This window comes from Parafrankia sp. Ea1.12 (assembly GCF_900465275.1).
Classification (GTDB): domain Bacteria; phylum Actinomycetota; class Actinomycetes; order Frankiales; family Frankiaceae; genus Parafrankia; species Parafrankia soli.
Map to the genome: position 1 here is coordinate 11,906 of NZ_UBIZ01000338.1, position 23,287 is coordinate 35,192.

Annotated in this window: 23 protein-coding genes; 8 read left to right on the top strand and 15 right to left on the bottom strand. The window is 72.1% G+C overall.

The window, feature by feature from the left end; genetic code table 11:
* Positions 1–12: 12 nt before the first annotated feature.
* Complete coding sequence (locus FMEAI12_RS18625; RefSeq protein WP_235014175.1) at positions 13–1,077, top strand: NAD(P)-dependent oxidoreductase; 1,065 nt, start codon at positions 13–15, stop codon at positions 1,075–1,077.
* A gap of 97 nt (positions 1,078–1,174) precedes the next feature.
* The gene (locus FMEAI12_RS18630; protein WP_112107022.1) at positions 1,175–1,621 is read left to right on the top strand and encodes a nuclear transport factor 2 family protein; all 447 of its coding nucleotides are present in this window, start codon (positions 1,175–1,177) and stop codon (positions 1,619–1,621) included.
* A gap of 72 nt (positions 1,622–1,693) precedes the next feature.
* Here the strand turns inward: FMEAI12_RS18630 and FMEAI12_RS18635 are convergent, their stop codons facing one another.
* Together FMEAI12_RS18635 and FMEAI12_RS18640 are read right to left on the bottom strand one after the other, a co-directional pair.
* Entirely contained in the window at positions 1,694–2,929 is a 1,236-nt protein-coding gene (locus FMEAI12_RS18635; protein WP_112107023.1) for an EAL domain-containing protein, read from the bottom strand.
* A gap of 78 nt (positions 2,930–3,007) precedes the next feature.
* Complete coding sequence (locus FMEAI12_RS18640; protein ID WP_112107024.1) at positions 3,008–4,261, bottom strand: magnesium and cobalt transport protein CorA; 1,254 nt, start codon at positions 4,259–4,261, stop codon at positions 3,008–3,010.
* 221 nt (positions 4,262–4,482) lie between these two features.
* Between FMEAI12_RS18640 and FMEAI12_RS18645 the strand changes: the two genes are divergently transcribed.
* Positions 4,483–4,893 carry a helix-turn-helix transcriptional regulator gene (locus FMEAI12_RS18645; protein ID WP_112107068.1) on the top strand — a complete coding sequence of 137 codons (411 nt, stop codon included), beginning with the start codon at positions 4,483–4,485 and terminating at the stop codon, positions 4,891–4,893.
* 94 nt (positions 4,894–4,987) lie between these two features.
* Here the strand turns inward: FMEAI12_RS18645 and fabG are convergent, their stop codons facing one another.
* A complete protein-coding gene (gene fabG, locus FMEAI12_RS18650) occupies positions 4,988–5,749 on the bottom strand; it encodes a 3-oxoacyl-ACP reductase FabG (RefSeq protein ID WP_020461636.1) in 762 nt (253 codons plus the stop codon).
* Between the two features lie 194 nt (positions 5,750–5,943).
* Complete coding sequence (locus tag FMEAI12_RS18655) at positions 5,944–7,362, bottom strand: MFS transporter (protein WP_112107025.1); 1,419 nt, start codon at positions 7,360–7,362, stop codon at positions 5,944–5,946.
* Between the two features lie 55 nt (positions 7,363–7,417).
* Here FMEAI12_RS18655 and FMEAI12_RS18660 point away from each other — a divergent pair, with 55 nt between their 5' ends.
* Together FMEAI12_RS18660 and FMEAI12_RS18665 are read left to right on the top strand one after the other, a co-directional pair.
* Entirely contained in the window at positions 7,418–7,900 is a 483-nt protein-coding gene (locus tag FMEAI12_RS18660; RefSeq protein WP_112107026.1) for a helix-turn-helix domain-containing protein, read from the top strand.
* Positions 7,901–8,237: 337 nt separating this feature from the next.
* Entirely contained in the window at positions 8,238–9,881 is a 1,644-nt protein-coding gene (locus FMEAI12_RS18665) for an alpha/beta hydrolase (protein WP_235014177.1), read from the top strand.
* Here the strand turns inward: FMEAI12_RS18665 and FMEAI12_RS18670 are convergent.
* The 5 genes from FMEAI12_RS18670 to FMEAI12_RS18690 all read right to left on the bottom strand — a co-directional run bounded on the left by FMEAI12_RS18670 (position 9,835) and on the right by FMEAI12_RS18690 (position 14,281).
* Positions 9,835–10,902 carry a hypothetical protein gene (locus FMEAI12_RS18670; RefSeq protein WP_112107028.1) on the bottom strand — a complete coding sequence of 356 codons (1,068 nt, stop codon included), beginning with the start codon at positions 10,900–10,902 and terminating at the stop codon, positions 9,835–9,837. The two genes, FMEAI12_RS18665 and FMEAI12_RS18670, sit on opposite strands and share 47 nt — an antisense overlap.
* The gene (locus FMEAI12_RS18675) at positions 10,899–11,243 is read right to left on the bottom strand and encodes a PadR family transcriptional regulator (RefSeq protein ID WP_112107029.1); all 345 of its coding nucleotides are present in this window, start codon (positions 11,241–11,243) and stop codon (positions 10,899–10,901) included. Before FMEAI12_RS18675 ends, FMEAI12_RS18670 begins: the two co-directional genes overlap by 4 nt.
* A gap of 100 nt (positions 11,244–11,343) precedes the next feature.
* Positions 11,344–11,925: a hypothetical protein gene (locus FMEAI12_RS18680; RefSeq protein WP_131626261.1), complete on the bottom strand. Its 582-nt coding sequence runs from the start codon at positions 11,923–11,925 to the stop codon at positions 11,344–11,346.
* A gap of 129 nt (positions 11,926–12,054) precedes the next feature.
* The gene (locus FMEAI12_RS18685; RefSeq protein ID WP_235014178.1) at positions 12,055–12,687 is read right to left on the bottom strand and encodes a TetR/AcrR family transcriptional regulator; all 633 of its coding nucleotides are present in this window, start codon (positions 12,685–12,687) and stop codon (positions 12,055–12,057) included.
* 127 nt (positions 12,688–12,814) lie between these two features.
* The gene (locus FMEAI12_RS18690) at positions 12,815–14,281 is read right to left on the bottom strand and encodes an MFS transporter (protein WP_112107032.1); all 1,467 of its coding nucleotides are present in this window, start codon (positions 14,279–14,281) and stop codon (positions 12,815–12,817) included.
* Between the two features lie 469 nt (positions 14,282–14,750).
* Between FMEAI12_RS18690 and FMEAI12_RS18695 the strand changes: the two genes are divergently transcribed.
* A complete protein-coding gene (locus FMEAI12_RS18695) occupies positions 14,751–15,497 on the top strand; it encodes a dienelactone hydrolase family protein (protein WP_112107069.1) in 747 nt (248 codons plus the stop codon).
* Between the two features lie 39 nt (positions 15,498–15,536).
* Here the strand turns inward: FMEAI12_RS18695 and FMEAI12_RS18700 are convergent, their stop codons facing one another.
* Entirely contained in the window at positions 15,537–16,841 is a 1,305-nt protein-coding gene (locus FMEAI12_RS18700; RefSeq protein ID WP_112107033.1) for a hypothetical protein, read from the bottom strand.
* A gap of 364 nt (positions 16,842–17,205) precedes the next feature.
* Positions 17,206–17,394 carry a hypothetical protein gene (locus FMEAI12_RS37215; protein ID WP_200835335.1) on the bottom strand — a complete coding sequence of 63 codons (189 nt, stop codon included), beginning with the start codon at positions 17,392–17,394 and terminating at the stop codon, positions 17,206–17,208.
* On the opposite strand from FMEAI12_RS37215, the gene FMEAI12_RS18705 reads away from it, so the two are divergent.
* A complete protein-coding gene (locus FMEAI12_RS18705; RefSeq protein ID WP_112107034.1) occupies positions 17,327–18,262 on the top strand; it encodes a putative protein N(5)-glutamine methyltransferase in 936 nt (311 codons plus the stop codon). The two genes, FMEAI12_RS37215 and FMEAI12_RS18705, sit on opposite strands and share 68 nt — an antisense overlap.
* 128 nt (positions 18,263–18,390) lie before the next feature.
* Here the strand turns inward: FMEAI12_RS18705 and FMEAI12_RS18710 are convergent, their stop codons facing one another.
* A complete protein-coding gene (locus FMEAI12_RS18710) occupies positions 18,391–19,089 on the bottom strand; it encodes a PHP domain-containing protein (protein ID WP_112107035.1) in 699 nt (232 codons plus the stop codon).
* A gap of 305 nt (positions 19,090–19,394) precedes the next feature.
* On the opposite strand from FMEAI12_RS18710, the gene FMEAI12_RS18715 reads away from it, so the two are divergent.
* Positions 19,395–20,366, top strand: a complete 972-nt coding sequence (locus FMEAI12_RS18715) for an epimerase (RefSeq protein WP_112107070.1) — start codon at positions 19,395–19,397, stop codon at positions 20,364–20,366.
* A gap of 119 nt (positions 20,367–20,485) precedes the next feature.
* Here the strand turns inward: FMEAI12_RS18715 and FMEAI12_RS18720 are convergent, their stop codons facing one another.
* The 3 genes from FMEAI12_RS18720 to FMEAI12_RS39510 are packed head-to-tail and all read right to left on the bottom strand — an operon-like array spanning position 20,486 to position 23,091.
* Positions 20,486–21,178 (bottom strand): uridine kinase, encoded by a 693-nt coding sequence (locus FMEAI12_RS18720; RefSeq protein WP_071063363.1) that lies wholly within the window; start codon positions 21,176–21,178, stop codon positions 20,486–20,488.
* Complete coding sequence (locus FMEAI12_RS18725; protein ID WP_112107036.1) at positions 21,175–22,194, bottom strand: aminoglycoside phosphotransferase family protein; 1,020 nt, start codon at positions 22,192–22,194, stop codon at positions 21,175–21,177. The genes FMEAI12_RS18720 and FMEAI12_RS18725 overlap by 4 nt, the downstream gene beginning before the upstream one ends.
* 51 nt (positions 22,195–22,245) lie before the next feature.
* Positions 22,246–23,091, bottom strand: coding sequence for a pentapeptide repeat-containing protein (locus FMEAI12_RS39510; RefSeq protein WP_112107037.1), 846 nt, complete (start codon positions 23,089–23,091; stop codon positions 22,246–22,248).
* Between the last annotated feature and the right edge of the window lie 196 nt (positions 23,092–23,287).

Sequence of the window (23,287 nt, forward strand, 5' to 3'; positions counted from 1 at the left end):
AGCCAGCGCACCATGTCGCTCACCTCAATCCCCGGCGCCTCACCTCGCGCCCGGCCGGGCACCTCCGTGGTGATCGCGGCGGTGCTGCCGAGCCCGTTCGTCGACCAGGTCCGCTCCCGGCTCGGCACCGAGGCACACGTCGTCGACGTCCTCGGTGGAGAGGCCGTGCCGGCGGAACCGCCCGGACCGGTGACAGCGCTGGTGATGCCCGCGGTGCTGCGTGGCGCGCGGCCGCGCGCCGTGCTGGCGGCGGTCGACCGGGCCGACTGGGTGCACTTCCTGTCGACCGGTGTCGACGGCTTCCCACTCGATCGCCTTTCCGGCCGCGCGGTGACGTGCGGCCGAGGGGCGAACAGCCCGGCGATCGCCGAGCTCACCGTCAGCCTGCTGCTCGCCGCCGAGAAGCGGATCCCGCAGATCTGGGAGGCCGAGACGAACGAGCCGTTCCTCACCGAGCCGCTGGGCACTCTCGTCGGTCGGACGGTAGGGCTGATCGGATTCGGGTCCATCGGTCAGGAGCTGGCTCGCCGGCTGGACGGGTTCGGGACCCGGTTGCTGGCCCTGCGTCGCAGCGGACGCCCGGCCGAACAGCCGACCGTGACCGTGGTGCGGACCCTGCCCGAGCTGGTCGGCGAGGCGGACCACCTCGTCGTGGCCGCGCCACTGACCCCGGACACGGACCGGCTGCTGGACGACGCGGCGTTCGCCGTCACCAAGCCCGGTCTGCACCTGGTCAACGTCGCCCGGGGGCGGATCGTCGACACCGACGCGCTGGTCCGGGCGCTGGCCGCCGGGACGGTGTCCCGCGCCAGTCTGGACGTCACGGACCCCGAACCGCTGCCGGCCGACCATCCGCTGCGCCATGACGCCCGCGTCCGGATCCTGCCGCACCTGTCCTGGTCGGCTCCCGGCGGCCTCAGTCGCGGCTTCGACCTCTTCGCCGACAACCTGCAACGCTGGCGCGCGGGCCGGCCGCTGCATGGCGTCGTCGACGTCGAGGCCCGGCTACTGACTCGGATGGAACTCTCCAGGGATGACCCGGACGAGAGCAGGTTCGACCTCTACCTACCACCCTGAGGCGACGCGCGGCGCGGCGACCGTGCTGTGCGACCGGGCGGTGCTGCCGAGAGAATTATCTTGACTGAGTACAAATTTTTTGGTCAAGCTACTCGCCATGAGCAGAAGCAGGTTGAGCCTCGAAGAGCGCGTGCAACTGCTGGAGGACCGGGAGGAGATCCGGCAGAGTCTGATCGACTACGGCGAGCTGCTCGACGCACGTGACCTCGATGCCTGGGCCGAGCTGTGGGCGGAGGACGGCGAGTTCGAGATGAGTACGGGTCGGACGGCACGCGGGCGGGCCGCGATCAGGGAGATGCTCGCCGCGGTGATGGAGAAGAACCCGCCGGCAGTTGTCCGCATGGAGATGAACCCGCGGATCACCGTCGACGGTGACACCGCCCGTTCCACGATGCTCTACGGAGTCGGCCGCACCCAGGACGACGGGCTGACCCGCGTCATCTGGTTCGGACACCACCACAGCCGGCACGTGCGCACTCCGGACGGCTGGAGGATCCACTACCGCCGCAACACCGTCGACCTGCCGGAGACCGGCCACCCCTGAACCGGACCCGGTGTTCCGCGGAACACCGGAACACCGGCGCCGTACGTCGGCTCGCGCCCCGTCGTGCGGGGGTCAGCCGGGGTAGTTGGCGAGTGCGACGGCCGGGGCGCAGGCGGCGCGTGCGGTGCGGGCGGGTGCGCCGAGCAGGTAGCCCTGGCCGAAGTCGATGCCGGCGTCGATGGCGACCCGCAGCTCGGCGGTGTTCTCGATGCCCTCGGCGATCACGCAGCCGCCGATCTCCGCGGCGACGTCCACGATGGCGGCGGCGACGGCGCGGCGGGCGGGGTCGCCGTCCATCCCGTGGGTGATCAGGTAGTCGAGTTTCACGATCTCGGGCCGCAGGTGGATGAGCTGTTCGAGGCCGGCGTAGCCGGTGCCGATGTCGTCCACCGCGATCTGGGCGCCGAGCGCGCGCAGCGCGTGGATGCCGCGCATGACCACCGGGTCGGCGCTGAAGTACTCGTGCTCGGTGATCTCGACGATCAGTCGTTCGCAGGCCGGGAACGGGGCCAGCAGGCCGACCAGACCGGAGGTGATGGTGGCCGGTGAGGCGTTCACGGCGAGGGTGACCGAGCGGGGCAGCTCGGACATCACGGTCAGTGCGCGCCGGATGGCCGTCAGCTCGAGGTCCGTGCCGAGCCCGACGCTGCTGGCGACGGCGTACCAGCCCTCCGGGTCGTCGGTCGATCCCGGGAAGCGTGACAGTGCCTCGACTCCCACCACGCCGCCATCGGAGAGGTCGACCACCGGCTGGAAGACGATCTGCGGGCCACCGGCGTCGATGAGGTCGTTGATCACCCGGGAGACCCGGCTGCGCGTCTCCCACACCCGGTGCAGGTCGATGACGGCGTCGCTGAGGAACGCGGCCAGCAGGCTGAGGAACCGGCCGTCGCGTTCGCGCAGCTCCGGGCGGGGCTGGTGCGCGAGGCAGCCAAGGATGCCGTAGATGTCGTTGTCGTTGTCGTAGACCGGCGTGGCCACGTACGCCCCGATACCCAGTACCTGGACGGTGCCCGCGCCGGCGGTCCGCGGGTCGCGGTGGGTGTCGGGGATGATGACCGGCTGATCGTGGGCAAGTACCTGGGCGTACAGAGCCGCCTCGCGGCGGATCGTGCTGCCCGGCGCGATGCCGAAACCGGCCGCGTCGCCGTTGACGACCTGTAGCACCAGCAGGTTGCCCTCGACCCGGCCCAGCCAGGCGAGATCCATGCCGAGGTGGCGGCGCAGCACCCCGAGCAGGTCGGCCACCGCGGGGTCCGGTTCCACGACCTCGATCGGTGGGCCCAGTGGCGACGCCGGACGCGCCATGGGCACCACCTCCTCGCTACGGCATGCCCAGGCCGGTGCGGCACACACACCGCGACACGGCCGAGGGCTCCCGAGGAGTCAGAGCCAGCCGTTGCGGCGGAACGCCCGGTACAGGAACAGGCAGGCGGTCGCGATCGTCACCAGCACGGCCGGATAGCCCCAGACCTGCCGCAGCTCGGGCATGTGCTCGAAGTTCATTCCGTAGATCCCGGCGACCGCGGTGGGCACGGCCCCGATCGCCACCCACGCACTGATCTTGCGCATGTCCTCGTTCTGCGCGATGGTCACCTGCGTCAGTGTCGCCTGCAGGATCGACGACAGCAGCTCGTCGAGGTGGGTGATCCGTTGTGTGGCCTGCACGAGATGGTCGAAGACGTCCCGAAAGTGGTCGCGCACATGCGGGTCGATCATCGGCAGTGGGGTGTCGGACAGCGACCGCAGCGGGGCGGTCAGCGGGCTCACCGCGTGCTTGAACTCGAGGATCTCGCGCTTGAGCTGGTAGAGCTTCTCCACCGACGGCCGCGCCGAGTGCTCGAACACCGACGCCTCGGCGGCGTCCACGTCGGCCTCGATGCGGTCGACGACCGCCAGGTAGTCGTCGACGACCCGGTCGCACACGCCGTGCAGCACCGCGGACGGCCCGTGGCGCAGCATCTCCGGCCGTCCCTCCAGCTGGCCGCGCAGCTGCTGGAGCCCACCGTGCGCACCGTGGCGGACGGTGACGACGAAGTCGGAGCCGATGAAGACCATCACCTCGCCGGTGACGACGACCTCGGTGTCCGCGGTCAGCTCGCCGTGCTCGACGTAGCGGGCGGTCTTGAGCACCACGAACAGCGTGCTGCCGTACCGTTCGATCTTGGGTCGCTGGTGGGCGACGACGGCGTCCTCCACGGCGAGCGCGGGCAGGCCGTAGATGCCGGCGATGGATTCCAGCTCGGAGTCGGTGGGCTCGAACAGGCCCAGCCAGGCGAACGCGCCATGGTGACGGCGGGCGATGTGCGCGGCGGTCAGCATGTTCGACCCGTCGGGGACCCGCTGGCCGTCGGCGTAGACGTGGCAGGCGACGACCTGCCCGGAACGGACCTGCTCGGCGGTGGGCGTCGGGGGCCGCTTGGGACGGGTGCGCACCAGCGACACCGGGCGCGCCAGGGCACCGGCGAGCAGGTCGCGCAGCAACCCGCTGCCGTGCTCGAGGTCGAGCCCGTCGTCGAGCCCGTTGCTGTCGTGTCCGTGCCCGTGGTGTCCGCCGGTGCCGGAGCCGTCCTGGTCGTGCCCGTTCACGCCGTTCTCCTCCGCGAGCTCGCTGCGGCCCCTGTCCGGCCCGGAGTCCATCCTTGCGGACGGCGCAGGCGGCCCCGGCCCCGGATGAGCCCTGGGCCCACGGCAGTGACCGCGGCGGGACGAACAGTGGCGGCCGGTCGCCGCGCCCTGTCCTCAACCAACTGGTTGACGACCTGGGTGAGGCGACCTAAGCTCGGTATTCAACCAATCGGTTGAGGAAGTGGCCGGCTGATCGTGGCCGGCCTGGGGAATGCGGAGGGGGAGTGCCGGTGGTGGCGGCGGACACGCTGTCCCGGGTGTTCTCGGCGCTGGCGGACCCGACCAGGCGCGACATCGTGGCGCGCCTGGCGGTGGGGGACGCCACCGTCAACGAGCTCGCCGCACCCTACGACATGACCGTCCAGGCGGTGTCCAAGCACCTGCGGGTGCTGCAGGACGCCGGCCTGGTCAGCAGCGGCCGGCAGGCACAGCGGCGTCCGATGCACCTGGAGGCCGACGTCCTCGACCTCCTGACGACGTGGCTCGAGCGGTACCGCCGCCAGGCCGAGGAGCGCTACCGGCGCCTCGACGACGTCCTGCGCGCCATGCCCGACGACGTCGACCCGATGCCGCCCCGCCACCCACCCGACCTGACCGAGTCACCCGACCCGACCCGACCGAACCGACGACCTGACCTGGCCTGACCGCCGAGCCTGACAGGAGCATCGACATGCCCGCCACCGACACGAACCCGACCACGATGAGGTCCGCCCGCCCGGGCTGATCGTGCAGACAGGCTCAGGCCTTCGGGCCGCCGGCGACGTAGAGGACCTGGCCGGACACGAAGCCGGCGCCCTCGCCGACGAAGAACGACACCGCGTGGGCGATGTCGTCGACCTCGCCGGGCCGGGCGACCGGGATCTTCGACTTCGCCACGGCCAGGTAGTCCTCCCAGCCGACACCCAGGCGCTCGGCGGTCGCCCGCGTCATGTCGCTGACGATGAACCCGGGCGCCACGCAGTTCACCGTGATGCCGAACTTGCCCAGCTCGATCGCCAACGTCTTGGTGAAGCCCTGCAGGCCGGCCTTGGCGGCCGAGTAGTTCGCCTGGCCGCGGTTGCCCAGCGCGGAGATGCTGGAGAGGTTGACGATCCGGCCCCACTTCGCGTCCACCATGTACTTCTGGGTGGCCCGGGCGGTCAGGAACGAGCCACGCAGGTGGACGCCCATGACCGCGTCCCAGTCGCCCTCGGTCATCTTGAACAGCATGTTGTCGCGGGTGATACCGGCGTTGTTGACCAGCACCGTCGGCGCGCCGAGCTCGGCGGCCACCCGGGCGACGGCCGCGTCCACCGCGGCGGCGTCGGAGACGTCGGCACCCAGGGCGATCGCCTTCCCGCCCGCGGCCGCGATCGCGTCCACGGTGGTCTTGGCCGCTGACTCCTCGAGGTCGAGCACGGCCACCGCCATGCCGTCACGGGCCAGGCGCTGCGCGATGGCGGCGCCGATGCCGCGGGCCGCTCCGGTGACGATCGCGACGCGGGACGGGGCTTCGGACACGGACCGGCTCCTCACACCAGACGCCACGCGCGACGGCGTGGCGATCGGACACACGCCGGCAGCCGTCCGCCGCGGGCGAGTCGCCGGTGCGACCGGACCACCGCCGGCACCGGGCCCACACCGGCCCGGCGGCCTAAAGTCAACCGGTTCGCGGCCCCGAACGCCACCGGTCGACAACGTCGCCGGTCGGGTGCTCAAGCCGCGCGGGCGGGGCGGCGCAGGAGGGCCACGGCGGGCACGATTCCGGCGACGGACAGGGCGGCGGTGACCCACCAGACCCGGGTGAACAGGTGCAGCGGGATGCCGCTGGCCACCGACGACTCGCCGAGCACCGCGATGGTGACGGCGACGCCCAGGGCGATGCCGGTCTGGCGCACCATGTTGACGACCGCGGAGCCGGTCGCGAACGACTGCGGGGGCAGCGACGCGGCGGCCGTGGACATCATGGTGGGCAGGGTCAGGCCGACGCCGATCCCGGTGAGGGTCATGCCGCCGAGCACGCCGGAGACGTAGTCCGGCTCCGTGGTGATCGCGAGCGCCCACCAGGCGACCCCGCCGCCGAAGATGACACTGCCCAGCCCGATGACGCTCGCCGGCCCGTAGCGGGCGATCAGCCTGCCGGTGATGCCGAACGAGACGAGCGGGACCATGAGCGGCCCAGGCGCCATGGCCAGGCCGGCCTGCAGCGCGGACCATCCCCACTGGCCCTGCTCCCAGAGCACGATCGACAGCAGCATCGCGCCGAAGGAGGCGGAGAAGAACAGCGCGACGACCGAGGCGCCGGTGAAGTGCCGGGAGGTGAACAGGGACGGGTGCACGAGCGGGTTCCGGCTGGTGGCGCAGTGGACGGCGAACAGGACGAGCAGGCCGACCCCGCCGGCGAGGGATCCCACCAGCGCCGCCGAGGACCAGCCCCAGTCCGGCCCCCGGACCAGCCCGGCGGTCAGCAGGCCGACCCCGCCGGTGGCCAGCAGCACACCGACGGCGTCGGGCCGCTCGGTCGGCTGGCCGGCCAGGCGTGGCAGCCGGCGCCAGCCGACGACGAGGGCCGCGAGGCCGACCGGGACGTTGACGAGGAACGCCCAGCGCCAGCTGGCGGCGACGAGCAGCCCGCCGACGACCGGGCCGATCGCCGCCGACATCCCGCCGACGGCGGTCCAGGTGCGCACGGCGCCCTGACGGCGCTCGGGTTCGTGGGCCGCGAGCACCAGACCCAGTGAGGTGGGTGTCACCAGCGCGGCCCCGGCGGCCTGCACGAGCCGGAAGCCGATCAGCATGTCGACGGTGGTGGCCGCCGCGCAGGCCGCCGACGCGAGCGTGAACACCGCGACGCCGAGCAGGAAGCCGAGGTCGCGGCGGTACCGGTCGGCGAGCCGTCCGAAGAAGACGAGCAGCGCCGCGTAGACGACCGCGTAGCCGTTGAGCACCCACGACAGCCGGCTCAGGTCGGTCTCGCCGAGATCGTGGGCGATCTGCGGCAGCGCGACGTTGACGATGAACAGGTCGAGGCTCGCCAGGATCACGCCACTGCAGACGATCAGCAGAACCTCGCGTCCGGACGCCTCGCGGCGTCGTGAGGGCGAGACGCCCCGGTCCATCATCAGTTCTGTCATGCAACTGAACTTAGGGCGCTGGCGTTCCGTCACGCAACTGACTAACGTGCCGGTCATGGAGCGCAAGAGCTTCGCGGACATGAACTGCTCGGTGGCCCAGTGCCTCGAGGTCGTCGGCGAGTGGTGGACGATGCTGATCCTGCGCGACGCCTTCCTGGGGGTGAGCCGCTTCGACGACTTCCAGCGGCGGCTCGGGATCTCCCGCAACGTGCTCACCCAGCGCCTCACCGGTCTGGTCGAGGCCGGCGTCCTGGCCAGGACCGCCTACCGGGAGCATCCGCCGCGCTACGACTACCGGCTCACCGACAAGGGCCGCGACCTGTGGCCGGTGCTGTCCGCGATGCGGCAGTGGGGCGACCGGTACGCCGCGCCCGCGGGCCCGCCGGTGAACGTGCGGCACCGCGGCTGCGGCGAGGTCTTCCACACGGTGCCCACCTGCTCGCAGTGCGGCGAGCAGGTGGGCCCGGGCGACGTCCGCGCGGTCGTCGGCCCCGGCGGCAGCGCGGATCTCCTGCCCGCCCGGTCAGCGCAGGCCTGAGCGTACGAAGGCGTCGACGACCTGCCGCTGGAACGCCAGACAGATGCGGTGGGGGAGCGGCGTGTCCGCCCCGCGCCCCTGCGCGGTGTCCCGAGACTCAAGATAGTCAACGGTGTTGACGCCACCGCCTTCCAGTTTATGATCTTGATCAGTCGGCCACCGACTCCTCCTTGAACACCTTTCAACCCACATACAAGGCAAACGGAATCCCCGAGTGCCTCCAAATAACATCAATGTCGCCTTGATCATGGAAACGCCCGGTTTCCCGGGACCTCGGGGAAAAGGCCGTCCGCGTTGATCCTGGCTGGCGATGAGACGAGATGAGAAACGCACGTGGATGTGCGGTGTCGTTGTCGGCGCCGCGGCCCTCGTCGGGGTCAGCTCCTTCGCCGGGCCGATCCCCGGGGCGCTGGCGGCGGACGGCGCGCCCGATCCCGCCCCGCCCGGTGTGGCGAGCCTGAACCCGGCCCTCGCCCCGTTCGAGAACCAGCCGGTGCGCTGGCACGAGTGCCGGACCGGCCCCAACGACGCGATCGGCTCCTACCTGGACGCGGCCGGCGCGCAGTGCGCCGGGATCAGCGTCCCGCTGGACTACGCCCGCCCCGACGGCCGGGAGATCACCCTCGGGGTGTCCCGGATCAGGGCGGCCGACACCGCCCACCGGCGCGGCATTCTGATGATCAATCTTGGCGGTCCCGGCGGCCCCGCTCTGGACGCCACCCTGGACCTGCGTGGGCTGCTCGGTGAGGCGGCGGACGGCTTCGACGTGGTCGGGATGGACCCCCGTTTCGTCGGCCGCAGCGCACCGCTGGACTGCGGGCCGATCCTGAAGCGGCCCTGGCCGCGCGCCGGCGGCCCCGACCAGGACAGTTTCGATCGCACCGCCGACGGTCAGGCCGCGATAGCGCAGGCGTGCGCGGTGCACGCCGATGTGCTGCCGTTCGCGTCGACACGGAACACCGCTCGTGACATGGATATTGTCCGTGCTGCGCTTGATGAGCGGAAGACGTCCTTCCTCGGCTTTTCCTACGGCACCTACCTGGGTGCGGTGTACATGCAGATGTTCCCTGACCGGGTCGATCGTTTCGTTCTCGACAGCGTGGTGGATCCGACGACGTACAACCCACGGGTGCTGCGCGACACCGGGGATCTGCTCGAGGGCGCGCTGCGGGAGTGGGCCGGCTGGGCCGCCGGGCGGGACGCCCAGTTCGGGCTTGGCAGCACGGCCGCGGAGGTGCTGGCCACCGTCGACCGGATCTACGCCGCGGCCGCGCGCGGTCCGCTGACCGTGGACGGCGTGGAGTACGACGCCGGGGACATCCCGGGGCTGCTCATGGATGCACTCGTCGACGACAGTGCGGAGGCGTCCGACATCCTGGCGATGGGTGTGCGGGCCTTCGCCGACGCGGCGGATGGCCGCGCGCCGGCGGAGAACCCCTACCTCGACGAGTTCCTGGACGGGGTCGCGACCGGCGGTCCGACGCTGCCCGGCGGGTCACCCGGGCGCCGGGTGGAGGCGGTGCCGGAGGGGTCGATCAGCGCGTTCCAGAGCGCGCAGCTCGCGGTCCTGTGCGGGGATGTGCCGGCGTCCCGTGTGGCCGGTGAGTACCTGGCGGACATCCGCCGTCATCAGCGGGCGCAGCCGCATGTGGGTGCGGCGATCTGGAACCTGACCCCGTGCACGTTCTGGCCGGTGCGCCCGGTGGAGGCACCGACCCGGGTGGCGAACGCCGTACCCGCGCTGGTGGTGGCCGCGGAGAAGGACAACCGCACGCCGTACGCGGGCAGCCGGGCGCTGCACCGGGCGTTGTCCTCGTCGCGGCTGGTGACGTTGCGCGGAGCACGGGTGCACGGCGTGTACGGCGGGCGCAGCGGCTGTGTCGACGACGCAGTCAATGCCTACCTGCGGTCGGGCACCCTGCCCAGCGCCGACCTCACCTGCACCCGTCCGCCGGCTCCCCCGGGTTCGCTTCCGGAGTGACAGCCGTGTCGGTCCGGACAACTCTCAGTCCGGCGGCGCGGAACAGGTCGATGGCGGCTGCGATCGTGATGAGGCCGAACAGGATGACGAATCCGCTCCCGGCGTAGTTGTCCTCCCATGCCCAGCGCCCGTAGCGGACCGAGTTCGCGATCGGCATGAGTGACCAGGTTCCGCCGACCACGGAGGTCGTGAGGATCCAGCCGGGGTGCCGCACGCTGACCCCGGTCGCGGCGAGGGCGCCAATGACGATGGCAGCCGGGATCGTCATCTCGAGGGTGTCGAGGAGCCCGGTGGGGCCGCGGTAGGCGAGCAACGGGTAGCTCCAGTAGTTCCAGGGAGCGCCGGAGTAAGCCTGGTGAAAATGCGCCATGCTGCGGGCGGTCGCCACGGCGAGGAACAGGCCGAACACCGCCGCCGCGGCGAACAGGTCGCGTCGGCGGATCGTCGGCGGCAGGCCGGCGGCCGCCATCGCGGCCAGCAGGCACAGGACGACGAGCAGGTACATCTGGGGCCGTTCGGCGTCGCTGTGCGCGGCGGCCGGCACCGTGGCGCACACCGCGAGGCAGGTGAGCCCCAGAAGTGCGCGTGCGGCGCTCCGGGCGCCGCACGCGGCGGCGGTGAACGCGAGGATCGGCAGCGGGTAGACGAGGACGCCGAGGGTGACGAACGGGCCGAAGCTCAGGCCGGTGCTGGTGGGTGCGCCCGAGGGCGGCCACGGTTCAGGGAGCCACTCCGCGACGACGAGCAGGCCCGCCGACAGCACGGCGAGGGACGCGAAGGCCGTCGTGGCGATGCGGTGCCACACCGCGGCGGGAACCAGGCCGAGTGAGGCGCCGCACCGGGTGGCGAGTCCGTGCACGACCAGATCGGCGACGTCGCCGGGGGTCGGCCTGGTGCGTCCGTCGGCGTCCGCCGCGTCGAGGAGGGTGGCGACGACCTCGTCGCCGTTGTCCTGCCGCCAGCGGTGTGGGTAGCACCGCAGCAGCTGACGGTAGGTGATCTCGAGGCGCGGGGTGCTCATGCCTGGGCCGTCCGCAGGTGGGCCCGGGAGCGGAGCCGGCGGTCAGCCTCGGCGGCGTTCGCCCGTAGTCGGTCGGCCTGTGCGGCGAGGACCTCGGCGCCGGCGTCGGTGAGGTCGTAGTAGCGCCGTAGCCGGCCGTCGACGACCTCCTCGCCGCGTTGGCGGACGAGGCCCTGGTCGGCGAGGCGGGCGAGGGCGGCGTAGAGGGTGCCCGCTCGGAGAGTCACCCGGCCTTGGGAGATGGTGTCGACCTCGCGGATCAACGCGTACCCGTGTTTGGCGCCGTCGGCGAGTGCCGCGAGCACCAGGAAGGTCGGCTCGCGAATGTCCTCAATACCCACATCATCAGCATATACCGGTGATCTGTATATCTGTGGACGTCTCTGCGGGGCCGGCGTTCCAGCGTTGCCGATCGGGGTCGATCGGCGCCGTCGGGGTCGGTCAGACGGGGCGGAGAGAGGCGAGGAGGTGGTGGGTTGTCTCGAGGGTTTCAGCGAGGTCGAGGGCTCCGTGGCGGCGGCCCGGGGTGCGTGCGCCGGCCGCGGTGTCGAAGTAGCGCTGGGCGAGCATCGCGGCCTTGAGTCGGGAGGCGCTGTGCGGGCAGGTGACGCTGAGGCGGCGGGCGGCGCGGCCGGCGGCGGTCAGGAGTTCGGGTGGGGGCGCTGTCGCGCCGCCGGCGGCGGCTTCCTGGCGTACGCGCAGGTAGTGGTAGGCCAGGTCGTCGACCCGGTCGTAGGGCAGTCGCTCCCGGATCTGGGCGCCGGACCGGCTCCCGAAGATCGCGGCGTAGCCGAGTGTTCCCGCGGCGGCCAGGACGATGGCCGCGGCGGTCCAGGGGGTGCCCGGGTGGGTTCCGGTCAGGTGCCGCGCGATGGTGGCGGCGGCCAGGGCCCAGCCGGGGGTGAGGAGTAGCGCGCCGATGCCGATGCCGGCCAGGCGGCGGCTGCGCCGGTAGCGGGTCGCCGCCTTGGTGACCGCGTCGTCCACTTGTGGGTGTGCCCGTTCCCGGGCGGCGAGCGTCACGACCAGACAGCCTCTCCTGATCATTGTCAGGAGTCAGATGGTATGTCGAACCCACCGGCCGTCCGCGGGTTCGACACGCCCGTGCGGCCGGTGGGTCGAGGTCTGCCGGTGGACTTCTGTTGTTCCCGGTTACCGCTGGACGGAGGCGGGGCGCATGCCGGCGAAGATGAAGTCGAGGTGGCGCTGGCAGGCCTGGGCGGGGTTGTCGCCGGGGGCCTCGACGACTCCGCGCACGGAGCGCAGGGTCATCAGGACGTCGGTCAGGGTGACGTCGTCGCGGATCACGCCGGCGGTCTGGGCGTCGCGCAGCAGGTCCGCGACCGTGTGGCGCATCTTCTCCTGTTCGGGTGCGGGGGCGCGTTCCCACAGGCGGGCCAGGCAGCCGCGGTGGGCGGCCATGGTGTTGGCGACGGCGCGCGCGTAGCGTTCCAGGCCGTGCCCGCCGGGCGCGTTGCGGGCGGTTTCGGCGGCCCCGGCCATGTCGGCGAGGATCTCGTGGATCAGGTATTCGATGAGTGCCTGTTTGGTGGGGAAGTGGCGGTAGAGCGTGCCGATGCCGAGCCCGGCGCGCTGCGCGATGTGTTCGACGCCGGCTTCGATGCCTTCGTCGTTGAAGACCTCGATCGCGGTGGTGATCAGGCGCTGACGGTTGGCGGCGGCGTCTCGGCGCAGCCGCGGCCCGGCGTCGGTCGCGGTGCTGTCTCCGGTGTTCTGGTTCCCACCGCCGGTAGCCGTGGAGATCACTGTAGTCCGCCTCAGCATCGTTACACGATCATCGGCTACCACCATAGCCGTGGGCGCCGACGGACCGTGGTCGGCCTGACGGGGGCGACTGGTCTGATTGTCCCGGCTGGTAGGGCCCTAGCCGGTACGCACCGGCTGGTGCGGTCTACTCCGGGTCGGCGCCGAGCAGGGCGCCGCCGGGCACCAGCCCCAGCTCGGCGTGCGGCAGGTCCTGGGCGGTCGCCGGGTGGCCCCGGCGGGCGGCCGGGATGGCGAGGGCGGCGATCAGGGCGAGCACGGTGGCGCCGGCGAGCATGGCGAAGCCGTTGGTGTAGCCGGATTCCTTGGGCATGCCGTCGGATCCGGCGCCGGAGGTGACGATGGTGGCCATCAGTGCGGCGCCGATCGAGCCGCCGATGGTGCGGATGTTGGCGTTCATGCCGGAGGCGACGCCGGTCTGGTGGGCGGGGACGGCCTCGACGATGAGGCTGGCCATGGCGGAGAAGGCCAGGCCGAGCCCGATGCCCATCACCGCGGTGGCGATGTAGACCTCCCACTTGTCGTGGTGGGCGAAGGCGATCAGGGCGAAGGAGATGATCGTGACCGCGGAGCCGGTGACGACGACGGCCTTGGAGCCGTAGCGGGCGGCCAACGGGCCGGAGGCGATCCCGACGGCGAACATCGTGATGCTCAGCGGCAGCAGGATCAGCCCGGATTCGGTGATGGTGGCGCCGAAGCCGTATCCGGCGGAGGCCGGGGTCTGCACGAACTGCGGCAGGAACGCCATGAGGGCGTACATCCCGACGCCGATGAGCAGGGCGACGAGGTTGGTGGTCCACACGGCCGGCAGGCGCATCATGGTCATGTCGATCAGTGGGGCGGTGGAGCGGGCCTCGACGACGACCCACGCTCCGCCGATGACGACGGCGCCGGCGAGCAGGCCGAGCACCTTGCCGGACGTCCAGCCCCAGTCGGGGCCTTCGGAGAGGCCGAGCAGCAGGCAGACCAGCCAGGCGGAGAGCAGCAGTGCCGAGGTGATGCTGATCCTGGAGGGGGTGCGGATGGCGGATTCCGGGATGAACACGACGGCGGCCGCGGTGGCCAGCAGCACCATGATCAGGGGAACCCAGAACAGCCAGTGGTAGTCGAGCAGGTCGACGATCGGGCCGGCCAGGACGAGGCCGAGGCCGGCGCCGACCGCGGTCAGCGCGGCCAGGACGCCGATGGCGCTGGAGACCTTCGGGAGGGGGAACTCGTCGCGGATGATGCCGAAGGCGAGCGGGAGGATGCCGCCGCCCACGCCCTGGATGACACGGGCGATGATCATCAGGGTGATGCCGGTGGCGATCGCGGCCAGCGCCGAGCCCGCGGCGAGTGCGCCGAGGGCGACCAGCAGCATTTTCTTCTTGCCGACGGCGTCGCCGATGCGGCCCATGATCGGGGTGAAGATCGAGGCGGAGAGGAGGTAGGCGGTCAGCACCCAGGTGACCGTGGTCTGGTTGGTGTGCAGGCTTTCCATGATCGTGGGTAGCACGGGGGTGACCAGTGACTGCAGCAGGGCGTAGGTGGCCACGGCGAGCGCCAGTACGGCGAACGTGACCTGGTGGTGGGCTCTGCGGGCAGGTTGGATCATGAACCCTCCAGGTTCCGGAACGGAGCCTCCGCTCCGCAGAAGCGTAACAGGAGTCGATCCTCCGTTCCCGTCGAGGCCCGGGCCTTCCTCCGGCGACGGATCGCCGCTGTGAGCCGTGAGCCGGGCGCCGGCCGTTGACGGTGCCGTGCGGGCGGTGGGCCGGGCGGGCCCCACCCACCGTCCCGTCGGCGCCCCCTTGTAGACGCGGCCAGGTGGCGCTGGTGAATGCTTTGGACGGCGGCCGGCGTCATCCGGCGTCCCGTCCCCCGCCGGTCGCGGCGGGTGGACCGGGGTGTCAGGCTCCCGAAGGGCGTCGGATTCCCGGCTCCGGACCATCCGGAGCCGGATGCCGGACCCTGGCGGCCGGCGCGGCCGCGGACTGTGGGTGGGCCACGTGGTGGCCGTCCCCGCCGGGATCCGCCCACCGGAGCCCGGGCGCGGGGGGCGGCATGAGTGGAAGGTGATCCCGATGGCGGTGTCCCGACGTGACGTCCAGACGGCAGACGGGCTGATGGACGTCGATCTCCATGCCCCCGACGGCGGCGCCCCCGCCCCGGTTGTGATCATGTACCCGGATGCCTACGGCGTCCGGGAGACGGTGCAGCGGATGGCCGGGCGGCTGGCGGCGGCCGGCTACCTGGTGGCCCTGCCGAACATGTTCTACCGCGCCGGGGCCGACGCGGCAGCACCGGAGAAGATCGACTTTGCCGACCCCGAGCAGCGCGCCCGGCTGGGGCGGGTCGTCTCCCAGGCGACCCCGCAGCGGGTGATGGCCGACACCGGCGCGCTGCTGGACGCCCTGGCCGACGAGCCGGGCGCGCTGCCCGGCCCGGTGGGGACCATCGGCTACTGCGTCGGCGGCCGGATGGCCTTCACCGCGGCGACGGCACACCCCGATCGGGTCGCGGCGGCGGCGTCGATCCACGGCGGCGGGCTGGCCAGCGACGACCCGTCCAGCCCGTACCTGGCGGCGGACCGCATCCGCGCCGCCCTGTACATCGCGATCGCCACCGGCGACGCCCACCACACCGACGCCGACCACGCCCGGCTCGTGGCGGCGCTGGACGAGGCGAAGGTCGACTACGAGGCGGAGATCCTCCCCGCGCGGCACGGGTTCGCGTTGGTCGACTTCCCCGTGTACGACGAGGCGGCGGCCGAGCGGCACTGGGAGAAGTCGCTGGCGCTGTTCGCCCGCACTCTGCGTCCCGCAGCCTGATCCCACCCCGGTTCCCGACTCATCGCGGGGCCGGCAGGCTCACTCGACCGCCGGGCGACCCGGCGGCACCGGCACCTCGCCGGCCGGACGTCCACCGGCTGGCGAGGGCTGGGACGGGGGCTGGGCACGGGCGGTGCGTAGCTCGGCGGTGAGCTCGTCGACCTGCCGTTCGGCGCGTTCGGCGCGGGTCCGGGCCTCGGCGCGGGCATCGGTGAGCACGGCGAGCCGTTCGGCGGCGGCCTGCTGCTCGGCCGCCAGCCGGGACGCCGCCTCGGCGCGGGCCCGCTCCAGCTGGTCGGTGGCGGCCGCCCGTTCCCGCTCGAGGTCCTCGGCGGCGGCCGCGCGGACCCGGGCGGTCTCGGCCTGGGCGTCGGCGTGCGCCCGGGCCAGCTCGTCGCGTTCGCGGCGGGCGTCGTCGCGGATCCGGTCCCGGTCGGCCCGCAGATGGTCGCGGTCCGCCCGCAGTTCGCGCAGGGCCGCCGCGTCCCGCTCGGCGGCCCGTTCCGCGGCCCGCAACGCCACGGTCAGCCGGTCAGTCTCGGCGGTCAGCTCGGCACGGACCCGTTCTGCCTCGGCGTGGACCCGACCGATCTCGGTGGCCGCCTCCCGCCGGGCACGCGCCACATCGTCGTCGGCCCGGGCCTGCGCCTGCTCGACGCGGGCGTCGGCGTCAGCGCGCGCCGCCTCCACCGCCGCGGCGGCCTCCCGGCGGGCCGTCTCGGCATCGGTGACCGCGCCCGCGTGCGCCGCCTCGGCGGCGGCCAGGCGCCGTTCGGCATCCTCGAGGGCGGCGACGGCTTCGGCGGCCACCGCCTCGGCCTCCCCGCGGGCGGTCTGCTCCGCCCGGGCGGTCTGCTCCGCGCGCACGGCCCGGGCCACCGCCTCGGCGACCCGCTCGGCGGCATCGGCCTCGGCCGCCTCCACCTGCGCCTCGGCGCGGGCGACATCCCCGAGGCCGGCCATCTCCCGGGAGAAGCCGTCCAGGGAACGGGTCAGGTCGGCGGCCAGCACGCGGATCTGGGCGGCGAGCTCGTCGGCCCGCAGCCGCCCGGCGGCGATCGGCCGCGCGACCGGCGGACGCACGGCCGCCGGGTCACCGCCGGCGGGCGGGGTGCTCTCCCGGCGGGCGAGGTCGCGGCGACGGCGGTAGGCCGCGAGCCGGTTGTGGGCCGGGTCCTCGCAGTAGGACGGTGGCCGTCCAGGCCGGTCGGCGGGTGCGGTGGGCCGCTCGCAGCCAGGGAAGCCGCACCGCGACGACGGTGGTGCCGCCGTCTGGGCACCGCCCGTCATGGTGGCGGGATCGTCGTCTGCCGGTATCGCCCTGGGATCGTCGGCCGAGCTCATGCTCCGGTTCTACCGGACGAACCCCGAAGCGGATCGTGCGCGACCCGCGTGGCGACCAGGTCATTCGCGTGTTTCGCCCGGTGCGGCCGCCCACCGCGCGTGACGTGGTGCCACACGCCCGACGCCAGCCCGGAAACGCAGCGGGTGGCCGTCCGCGTGGGGTGGACGTGGCAGGGTGTGACGCGGTAGGAACGGGACCTGCAAACGCGCTGGTGACGGCGGGCCGCCGAGCTGGATCGGCTGCCGTTCCGGCACCGGCGGTGTCCGCGCCCGTGCCGGGGTCACCAGGTGACCCGAGGTGTCGGCCGACCTGGGGAGGTGAGCCCGATCCCGCTGCCGCAGGCTGGGCGCTCTCCCCGCGCGTTCACCAGGCCCGCCGGCCGACCCGCTCGCCGCGCCGCCCACTGAGGCGTCCGACGCCGAGCGGCGCCGCGCGGAGGACCGGTGCACCGTGCAGTGCGCCCTCGGTTTTCCGGAAGGTCCTCATGTCGGGTTCCACCGCCTCTCCCGCTTCACCGTCTTCGTCGTTCTCCGCGTCTTCGTCGTTCGCCACCCCGTTGCCCACCGCTGCGCGCCTCTCGCTCGACCGGTCGGCCGTCGTGGCGACGCTGCGCGGGGCCGGTTGTGTGTTCGCCGAGGACGAGGCCGCGCTGCTGCTGTCAACCGCGAGCACCCCCGACGAGCTCGCCGTGATGGTCGCCCGTCGGGCGTCCGGGCTGCCGTTGGAGCACGTGCTGGGCTGGGTGTCGTTCCGCGGCCTGCGGGTGGCTGTCGACGAGCGGGTGTTCGTCCCCCGCCGCCGCACCGAGTTCCTCGTCGACCGCGCCGCGGCGATCCTGGCCGCCGGCGCGACCGTGGGGGACAGGGCCCGTTCGGCGGTGGGTTGGGTGGTCGTCGATCTGTGCTGTGGGTCGGGCGCGGTCGGCGCGGCGCTGGCCGGCGCCGTCCGCGGGCCGGTCGACCTGCACGCGGCGGACGTCGACCCGGTCGCCGTCGCCTGCGCCCGGCGCAACCTGACCGGTCCGGGGCGCATCACCCCGGCACCGGCCCGGGTCTACACAGGTGATCTCTACGCGCCGCTGCCGCCGGTGTTGCGCGGGCGGGTGGATCTTCTGGTGGCCAACGTTCCGTACGTGCCGACGGGTCGACTGGGGCTGTTGCCTCCCGAGGCGCGGGTCCACGAGCCCCGGGAGGCCCTCGACGGCGGTTCGGACGGGCTGGACGTGCTGCGCCGGGTGGCCGCCGAGGCGACAGACTGGCTGGCGCCCGGGGGGAGTCTGCTCGTCGAGACCAGCCGGGCCCAGGCGCCGCTGGCGGGGGAGACCTTTCTCCACGCCGGCCTCGTCACAACGGTCGCGACCTGTGAGGACCTGAGCGCCACTGTGACAGCCGGCCGCTACGTGCCGGGGGACGAGGCCTGATCAGCCCTCGGGTGGCTGCCCGCTCTGTCACCGACTTGAGCGGGCAGCCACCCGAGGAAACAGGCTAATCACTTCCCACCCTCAAGATAATCAACAGTGTTGACCGTCCTTCGTCCCCATGTTGATCTTCACAAGCAATCTCCAAAACCAACAAACAAAAATCGCTGCAGAACCCTCGTGTTGACCTCAAGGACCTTGCCGGCCGTTGCCAGCACGCGCAGCACGTGGCGGTACTCCTCCTCGAAGTCGTAGGGGTCGTAGGGCTGTGCGTCTGCGGGCCAGTAGCGGACCGGATAGTCGATGTGAGCCAGGATCTCGAACGCGTCGAACCGCTCGATCAGGCGCACGGTCTCGGTCAGGTAGGACCGCACGACCCGGTCCGGCGGCTGATCCTTGTACCGGGCGGAGACCTCGGTGAAGCCGCCGCCGCCGGCGGCCGGTGCGGAGTGGACCGAGGCCAGTACCCGCTCGAAGGCGCCCCTGCCGAGCAGGGCCTCGGCGTGGGAGGTGTGCCAGTGAGGTTCACCCAACTCGATGCCCGACAGGATGCGCAGGTCAGGATGACGTTCCCGGCACGATTGCAGACATTCCCGATAGCCGTCGACGTCGAGTGGAGGCGGCGTCAGGACGCCTTCTGCGACTAGAGGACGCCACGCTTCCGGAACTTCCTCCCCTGGCTTGAGAGTCCAGGCAGTGAGGTCAGCATGCTCGGTGAACGCCACCGAGGGCAGCCCGAGCTCGAGTGCACGTAGACAGGTGTCCTCCATCGATCCCGCTGCTGCATCCCAGGACCACTGGCTGTGCACATGACTGTCCGGTGGCAGCATGACCTTCTCCTCCTTCGATCATTGCGATGAGGCGCCCAGCTACCTGGGGGTCGGCCTCCGTCTGTCATGGTCGCCGGGGGTGTATTCGAGGGCTGCGTCCAGATCGTCGACATCGGGGAACGGGCTGCGCCAGAGGGCCTCGACGCGCTCCTCGCCGAGGCGCGGCAGGCCTGATCGGCTGTTGCTCGGGCACGCTCGGCGGCGTGAACCCTGGTGACGGGATGGTTTCTCTGCGGCGCATCGGGATCGGGGCGCGCGTAAGACTGGCTGTGGTCGCGTGCCGGTCGAGCGGGAGCGGGGAGATCGTGAAGATCGTTGTTCCGGGTGGGACGGGGCATCTGGGGTTACTGCTCACGGGTGCGTTCGGGAGTGCGGGGCATGAGGTGGTTGTCCTCAGCCGGCACGCCGATATTCAGGTGCCCGGTGCGCGGACGGAGTGTTGGGATGGTCGGACCGAGGGCGCATGGGTGGCCGAGGTGGATGGCGCCGACGCGGTGGTCAACCTGGCTGGGCGCAGTGTGAACTGCCGGTACACCCGGGCGAATCTGGCGGAGATGATGGCGTCGCGGGTGGATTCCGCGGCTGTGGTGGGGGCGGCGATCGCGGGGGCGGCTCGTCCGCCGCGGGTGTGGTTGCAGATGAGCACCGCCACGATCTACGCGCACAGCTTTGACCGGGCCCATGACGAGGTGTCGGGGATTGTCGGCGGCGGCGAGGAGGGTGTGCCGGCGTACTGGGCGTTCAGTGTTGACATCGCCCGGCGGTGGGAAGCCGCGCAGGCGGAGGCGGCGACGCCGGATACCCGCCGGGTGGCGCTACGGACGAGCATTGTGATGGCGCCGGGCCGGGGTGGTGCGTTTGACGTGCTGTGGCGGATGTCCCGGCTGGGTCTGGGTGGGCCGGTCGCCGGGGGCCGGCAGTACATGTCGTGGATTCACGACCGTGATTTCGTCCGGGCGGTCGTGTTCCTGGTGGAGTGTGACGATCTGGTGGGGCCGGTGAATCTGGCGTCGCCGAACCCGTTGCCGTACCGGGAGTTCGTCGCGGGTCTGCGGGCGGCGGTGGGCGTGCGGGTGGGGTTGCCGGCGACGGCGTGGATGGCCGAGGTGGGTGCGTTCGTGATGCGTAGCGACACTGAGCTGCTTCTGAAGAGCCGGCGGGTGGTGCCGGGCCGGCTGCTTGGGGCGGGGTTCGTGTTCGATCTACCCGAGTGGCCGGAGGCCGCCCGTGATCTGGTGGCGCGTAGTCGGAGGCCTTCCAGGCGGGCGTCGGGCTAGTGACGGGACGGGTGCAGGGTTCTCTGACGATCGCTGTCGCGCAGCCTCCGCGCACTTCGCTGGATGGCGATCTGGGCCGGACGGCAGCGTGCTCACCGACGCTCGGATCAGGGGCCTCGTCACCCGGGCCAGCGCAGAACGCGGGGAGTTTCTGGACGTTCGTGGTCGATCAGCACGTCGGCGTGGTCCCGGGGCGCGGCGGAGGCCTGGTAGAGCTTTTGGCCGGGCAGGTAGCGCGCCTTGTAGCGTTCGCGGACCGCGTCGGGTGAGCCGAACAGGGCGACGTCGCGGCGCAGCGCGCGGCGCAGCGATTCGGCGGGGCTGATCTGGAGGAACACGGCGAGGTCCCAACAGCCGAGTAGTTCGTGGCGGAGGAGGAAGACGCCGTCGACGATGAGCACCGCGTTGCCGGCTGCCTCGCGGGTGGGGCTGTCGAGCGGGGAGTCGCTGCGATGGTCGAACGCCGCCGTGCGATAGCGCCGGTCGCCGTCTGGGCTGAGCGGGTCGATCAGGAGACGCCGTAGAGCGGGGTAGTCGAACGCGTCGAGGAAGTAACCCTCCGGGGACAGCGACCCGCGGCGGCGGCGCACGGCCTGGGGCTGGTGGAAGCCGTCGACGCTGGCGCGGATGACGGGCCGGCCCCGGTCAGCGAGCGTGCCGGCGAGCTCGTCCGCCAGGGTCGTCTTGCCGGCGGCGTCCGGGCCGTCGATCGCAACACGTAGCACCCGGTCCGGGCATGTGCCTGCCAGCAGGCCGATGAGCGCGTCCACGACATGGTCACGGGACGGTACCGAAACAGGATCGGTGATCATGTGATGTGACGGTAGCGAGGAAGTTCCTGGTCATCGACTGTGCTCGCCCGGGGCGTAGTGGGTCCAGGTTTCGCCGGCGTCGGCGCGGTGCCGGTGGGCGGCGGCCGGGATGGATCGGTGATGGCCTCGTCGATGGTGTGCCGGGCGATGTGGGCGAGTGTGGGGTTGCTGTCCTGGTAGTAGGGCAGGGCGATGAGTCCGAAGGACAGCGCCCAGCCACGGCCCCGTGCCCAGGTCGCGTCATCGGCTCCGATCGTGCTCCGGAACGCCTCGCGGCTTTCGGTGGACAGCAGCGTCCAGGCGGCCATTACGTCGCAGGCCGGATCTCCCACGCCCAGGCCGCCGAAGTCGATGACGGCATGCAGCCGGCCGCCCCGGGTGAGCAGATTCCCGGGGAGAAGGTCGCCGTGGATCCATACCGGCGTTCCCTGCCAGCGGGGCGCGTGCACGGCCGTGTCCCACGCCGCGGTCGCCGCTGCGGTGTCGAGGGTGGCCCGTAGGGAGTGGATGGCGGCCCGGGTGGCCGCGTCCCGCCGGGCGAGCGGGGCGCCACGGAAGAAGTTGTGCGTCCCGGGAGGTGGTCCCCCCGTGGGGTCGACCTGTTGCAGGGCTGCGACGAAGTTTCCCAGTTCGATGGCCATGCGGTGTAGGTCAACGGCAGGTTCGGCGAGCAGGTCCTCGCCCTCCAGCCACCGGTGGACCGACCAGGGCCACGGGTAGCCCTCGCCGGGTGTGCCCGTCCCGAGCGGGACCGGGATGTCCAGTGGCAGCAGCGGCGCGAGCTGCGGCAGCCACCGGTGCTCCTTGTCCACCTGCCCGGCCGCTGCGGGGATGCGGGGCAGCCGTACTGCCAGGTCCACGCCGAGGCGGTAGATCGCGTTGTCAGTGCCTGCGGAGCGGACCGGTTCGAGGGGAAGGCCCGCCCACTCGGGGAACTGCGCGGCGATCAACCGGCCCACCAGCGAGGTGTCGACGACGACCTCGCTGGCGTGCATCTTCCGGTCGGACTCGGACATGGTGCCTCCGGGCTGCGAACCAGGTGTGGTCGACGGTGACGTGGAGACGAATCAGACCGCATCCGCTACCGGAGGAGGCTTGGTGTGCCAGTGGCGGGGCCGGCTCAGCGTTGCGGGGATGGTGGTGTCGAGGTTGCCGTGCGCGGAGTCGAGCTGTGTCTGGGTCAGGAAGAGGGTGTCGGCGAGGCGTGTGCCGCGCAGGTTCGCGGCGCGTAGGTCGGCGCCGGTCACATCGGCTGTGGTCAGGTCTGCGTTGCGCAGGTCGGCGCCGATGAGTCGTGCTCCGCGCAGGTTGGCCCCGTTCAGGTCGGTGCGTCGCAGGTTGGCGCCGGTGAGGTCAGCGCCGCGGTACTGCGGCCGGCGCCGGCCCGCCCGTGCGCGTGCCAGGTCGCTTGCCTGTTGCAGGAGCAGGTTGACGTCATGGCGGTGGCGGGTGATGTCCAGTGCGGTGAGTTGCTCTGGGGTGGCGTGGGTGAGTCGTCGAGTCTGGTCGCGGGCGGCGGCCAGCTCGGGGTGTATCGGCTGGGCCGGCCCGAGGTCGAGTGCGGCGGTCAGGTACCAGAGCAGTTCGTGCAGTTGGCGCATGACGGGGAAGACCGCGAACATCTGTCGGGCGAGGCGGGGGGTGTGCCGCCAGTCCTGTCCGTCGAAGGTGACCTGGCTGACGTGTTGTCCCGCACCGAAGCAGTCGAAGACGGCGCATCCGGTGAAGCCGCGGTCGCGTAGCTGGCCGTGGACGCCGCAGCGGTTGTCCTTCTGCAGGTTGGGGCAGGGCTGCCCGGCCTTCTTGTCGATGGCGAAGTCCGCGGAGGCGGCGAAGGCCGGTGCCACGCAGCACAGGCCGAAGCAGTTCCCGCAGTCGCCGCGCAGCGGATCGGGTAGGGCCATGGCGACCATGATGAACCGTCCGTTGCCGCGGGCGGCCGGGAGCCGGCGTCGCCGCGGGCGGCGGGCGCGTTACCGGCGGGGAGATCTCCCGAGCTGACAGTGGTGGTGGGTGTCATGGACACGCCTGGCGGGGCGGCCCCCCCGGTCAGTTCACCCGGCGGTGAGGATCTCGCGTTCGCCGACGGTGCCGGCCTGCGTCAGGCGC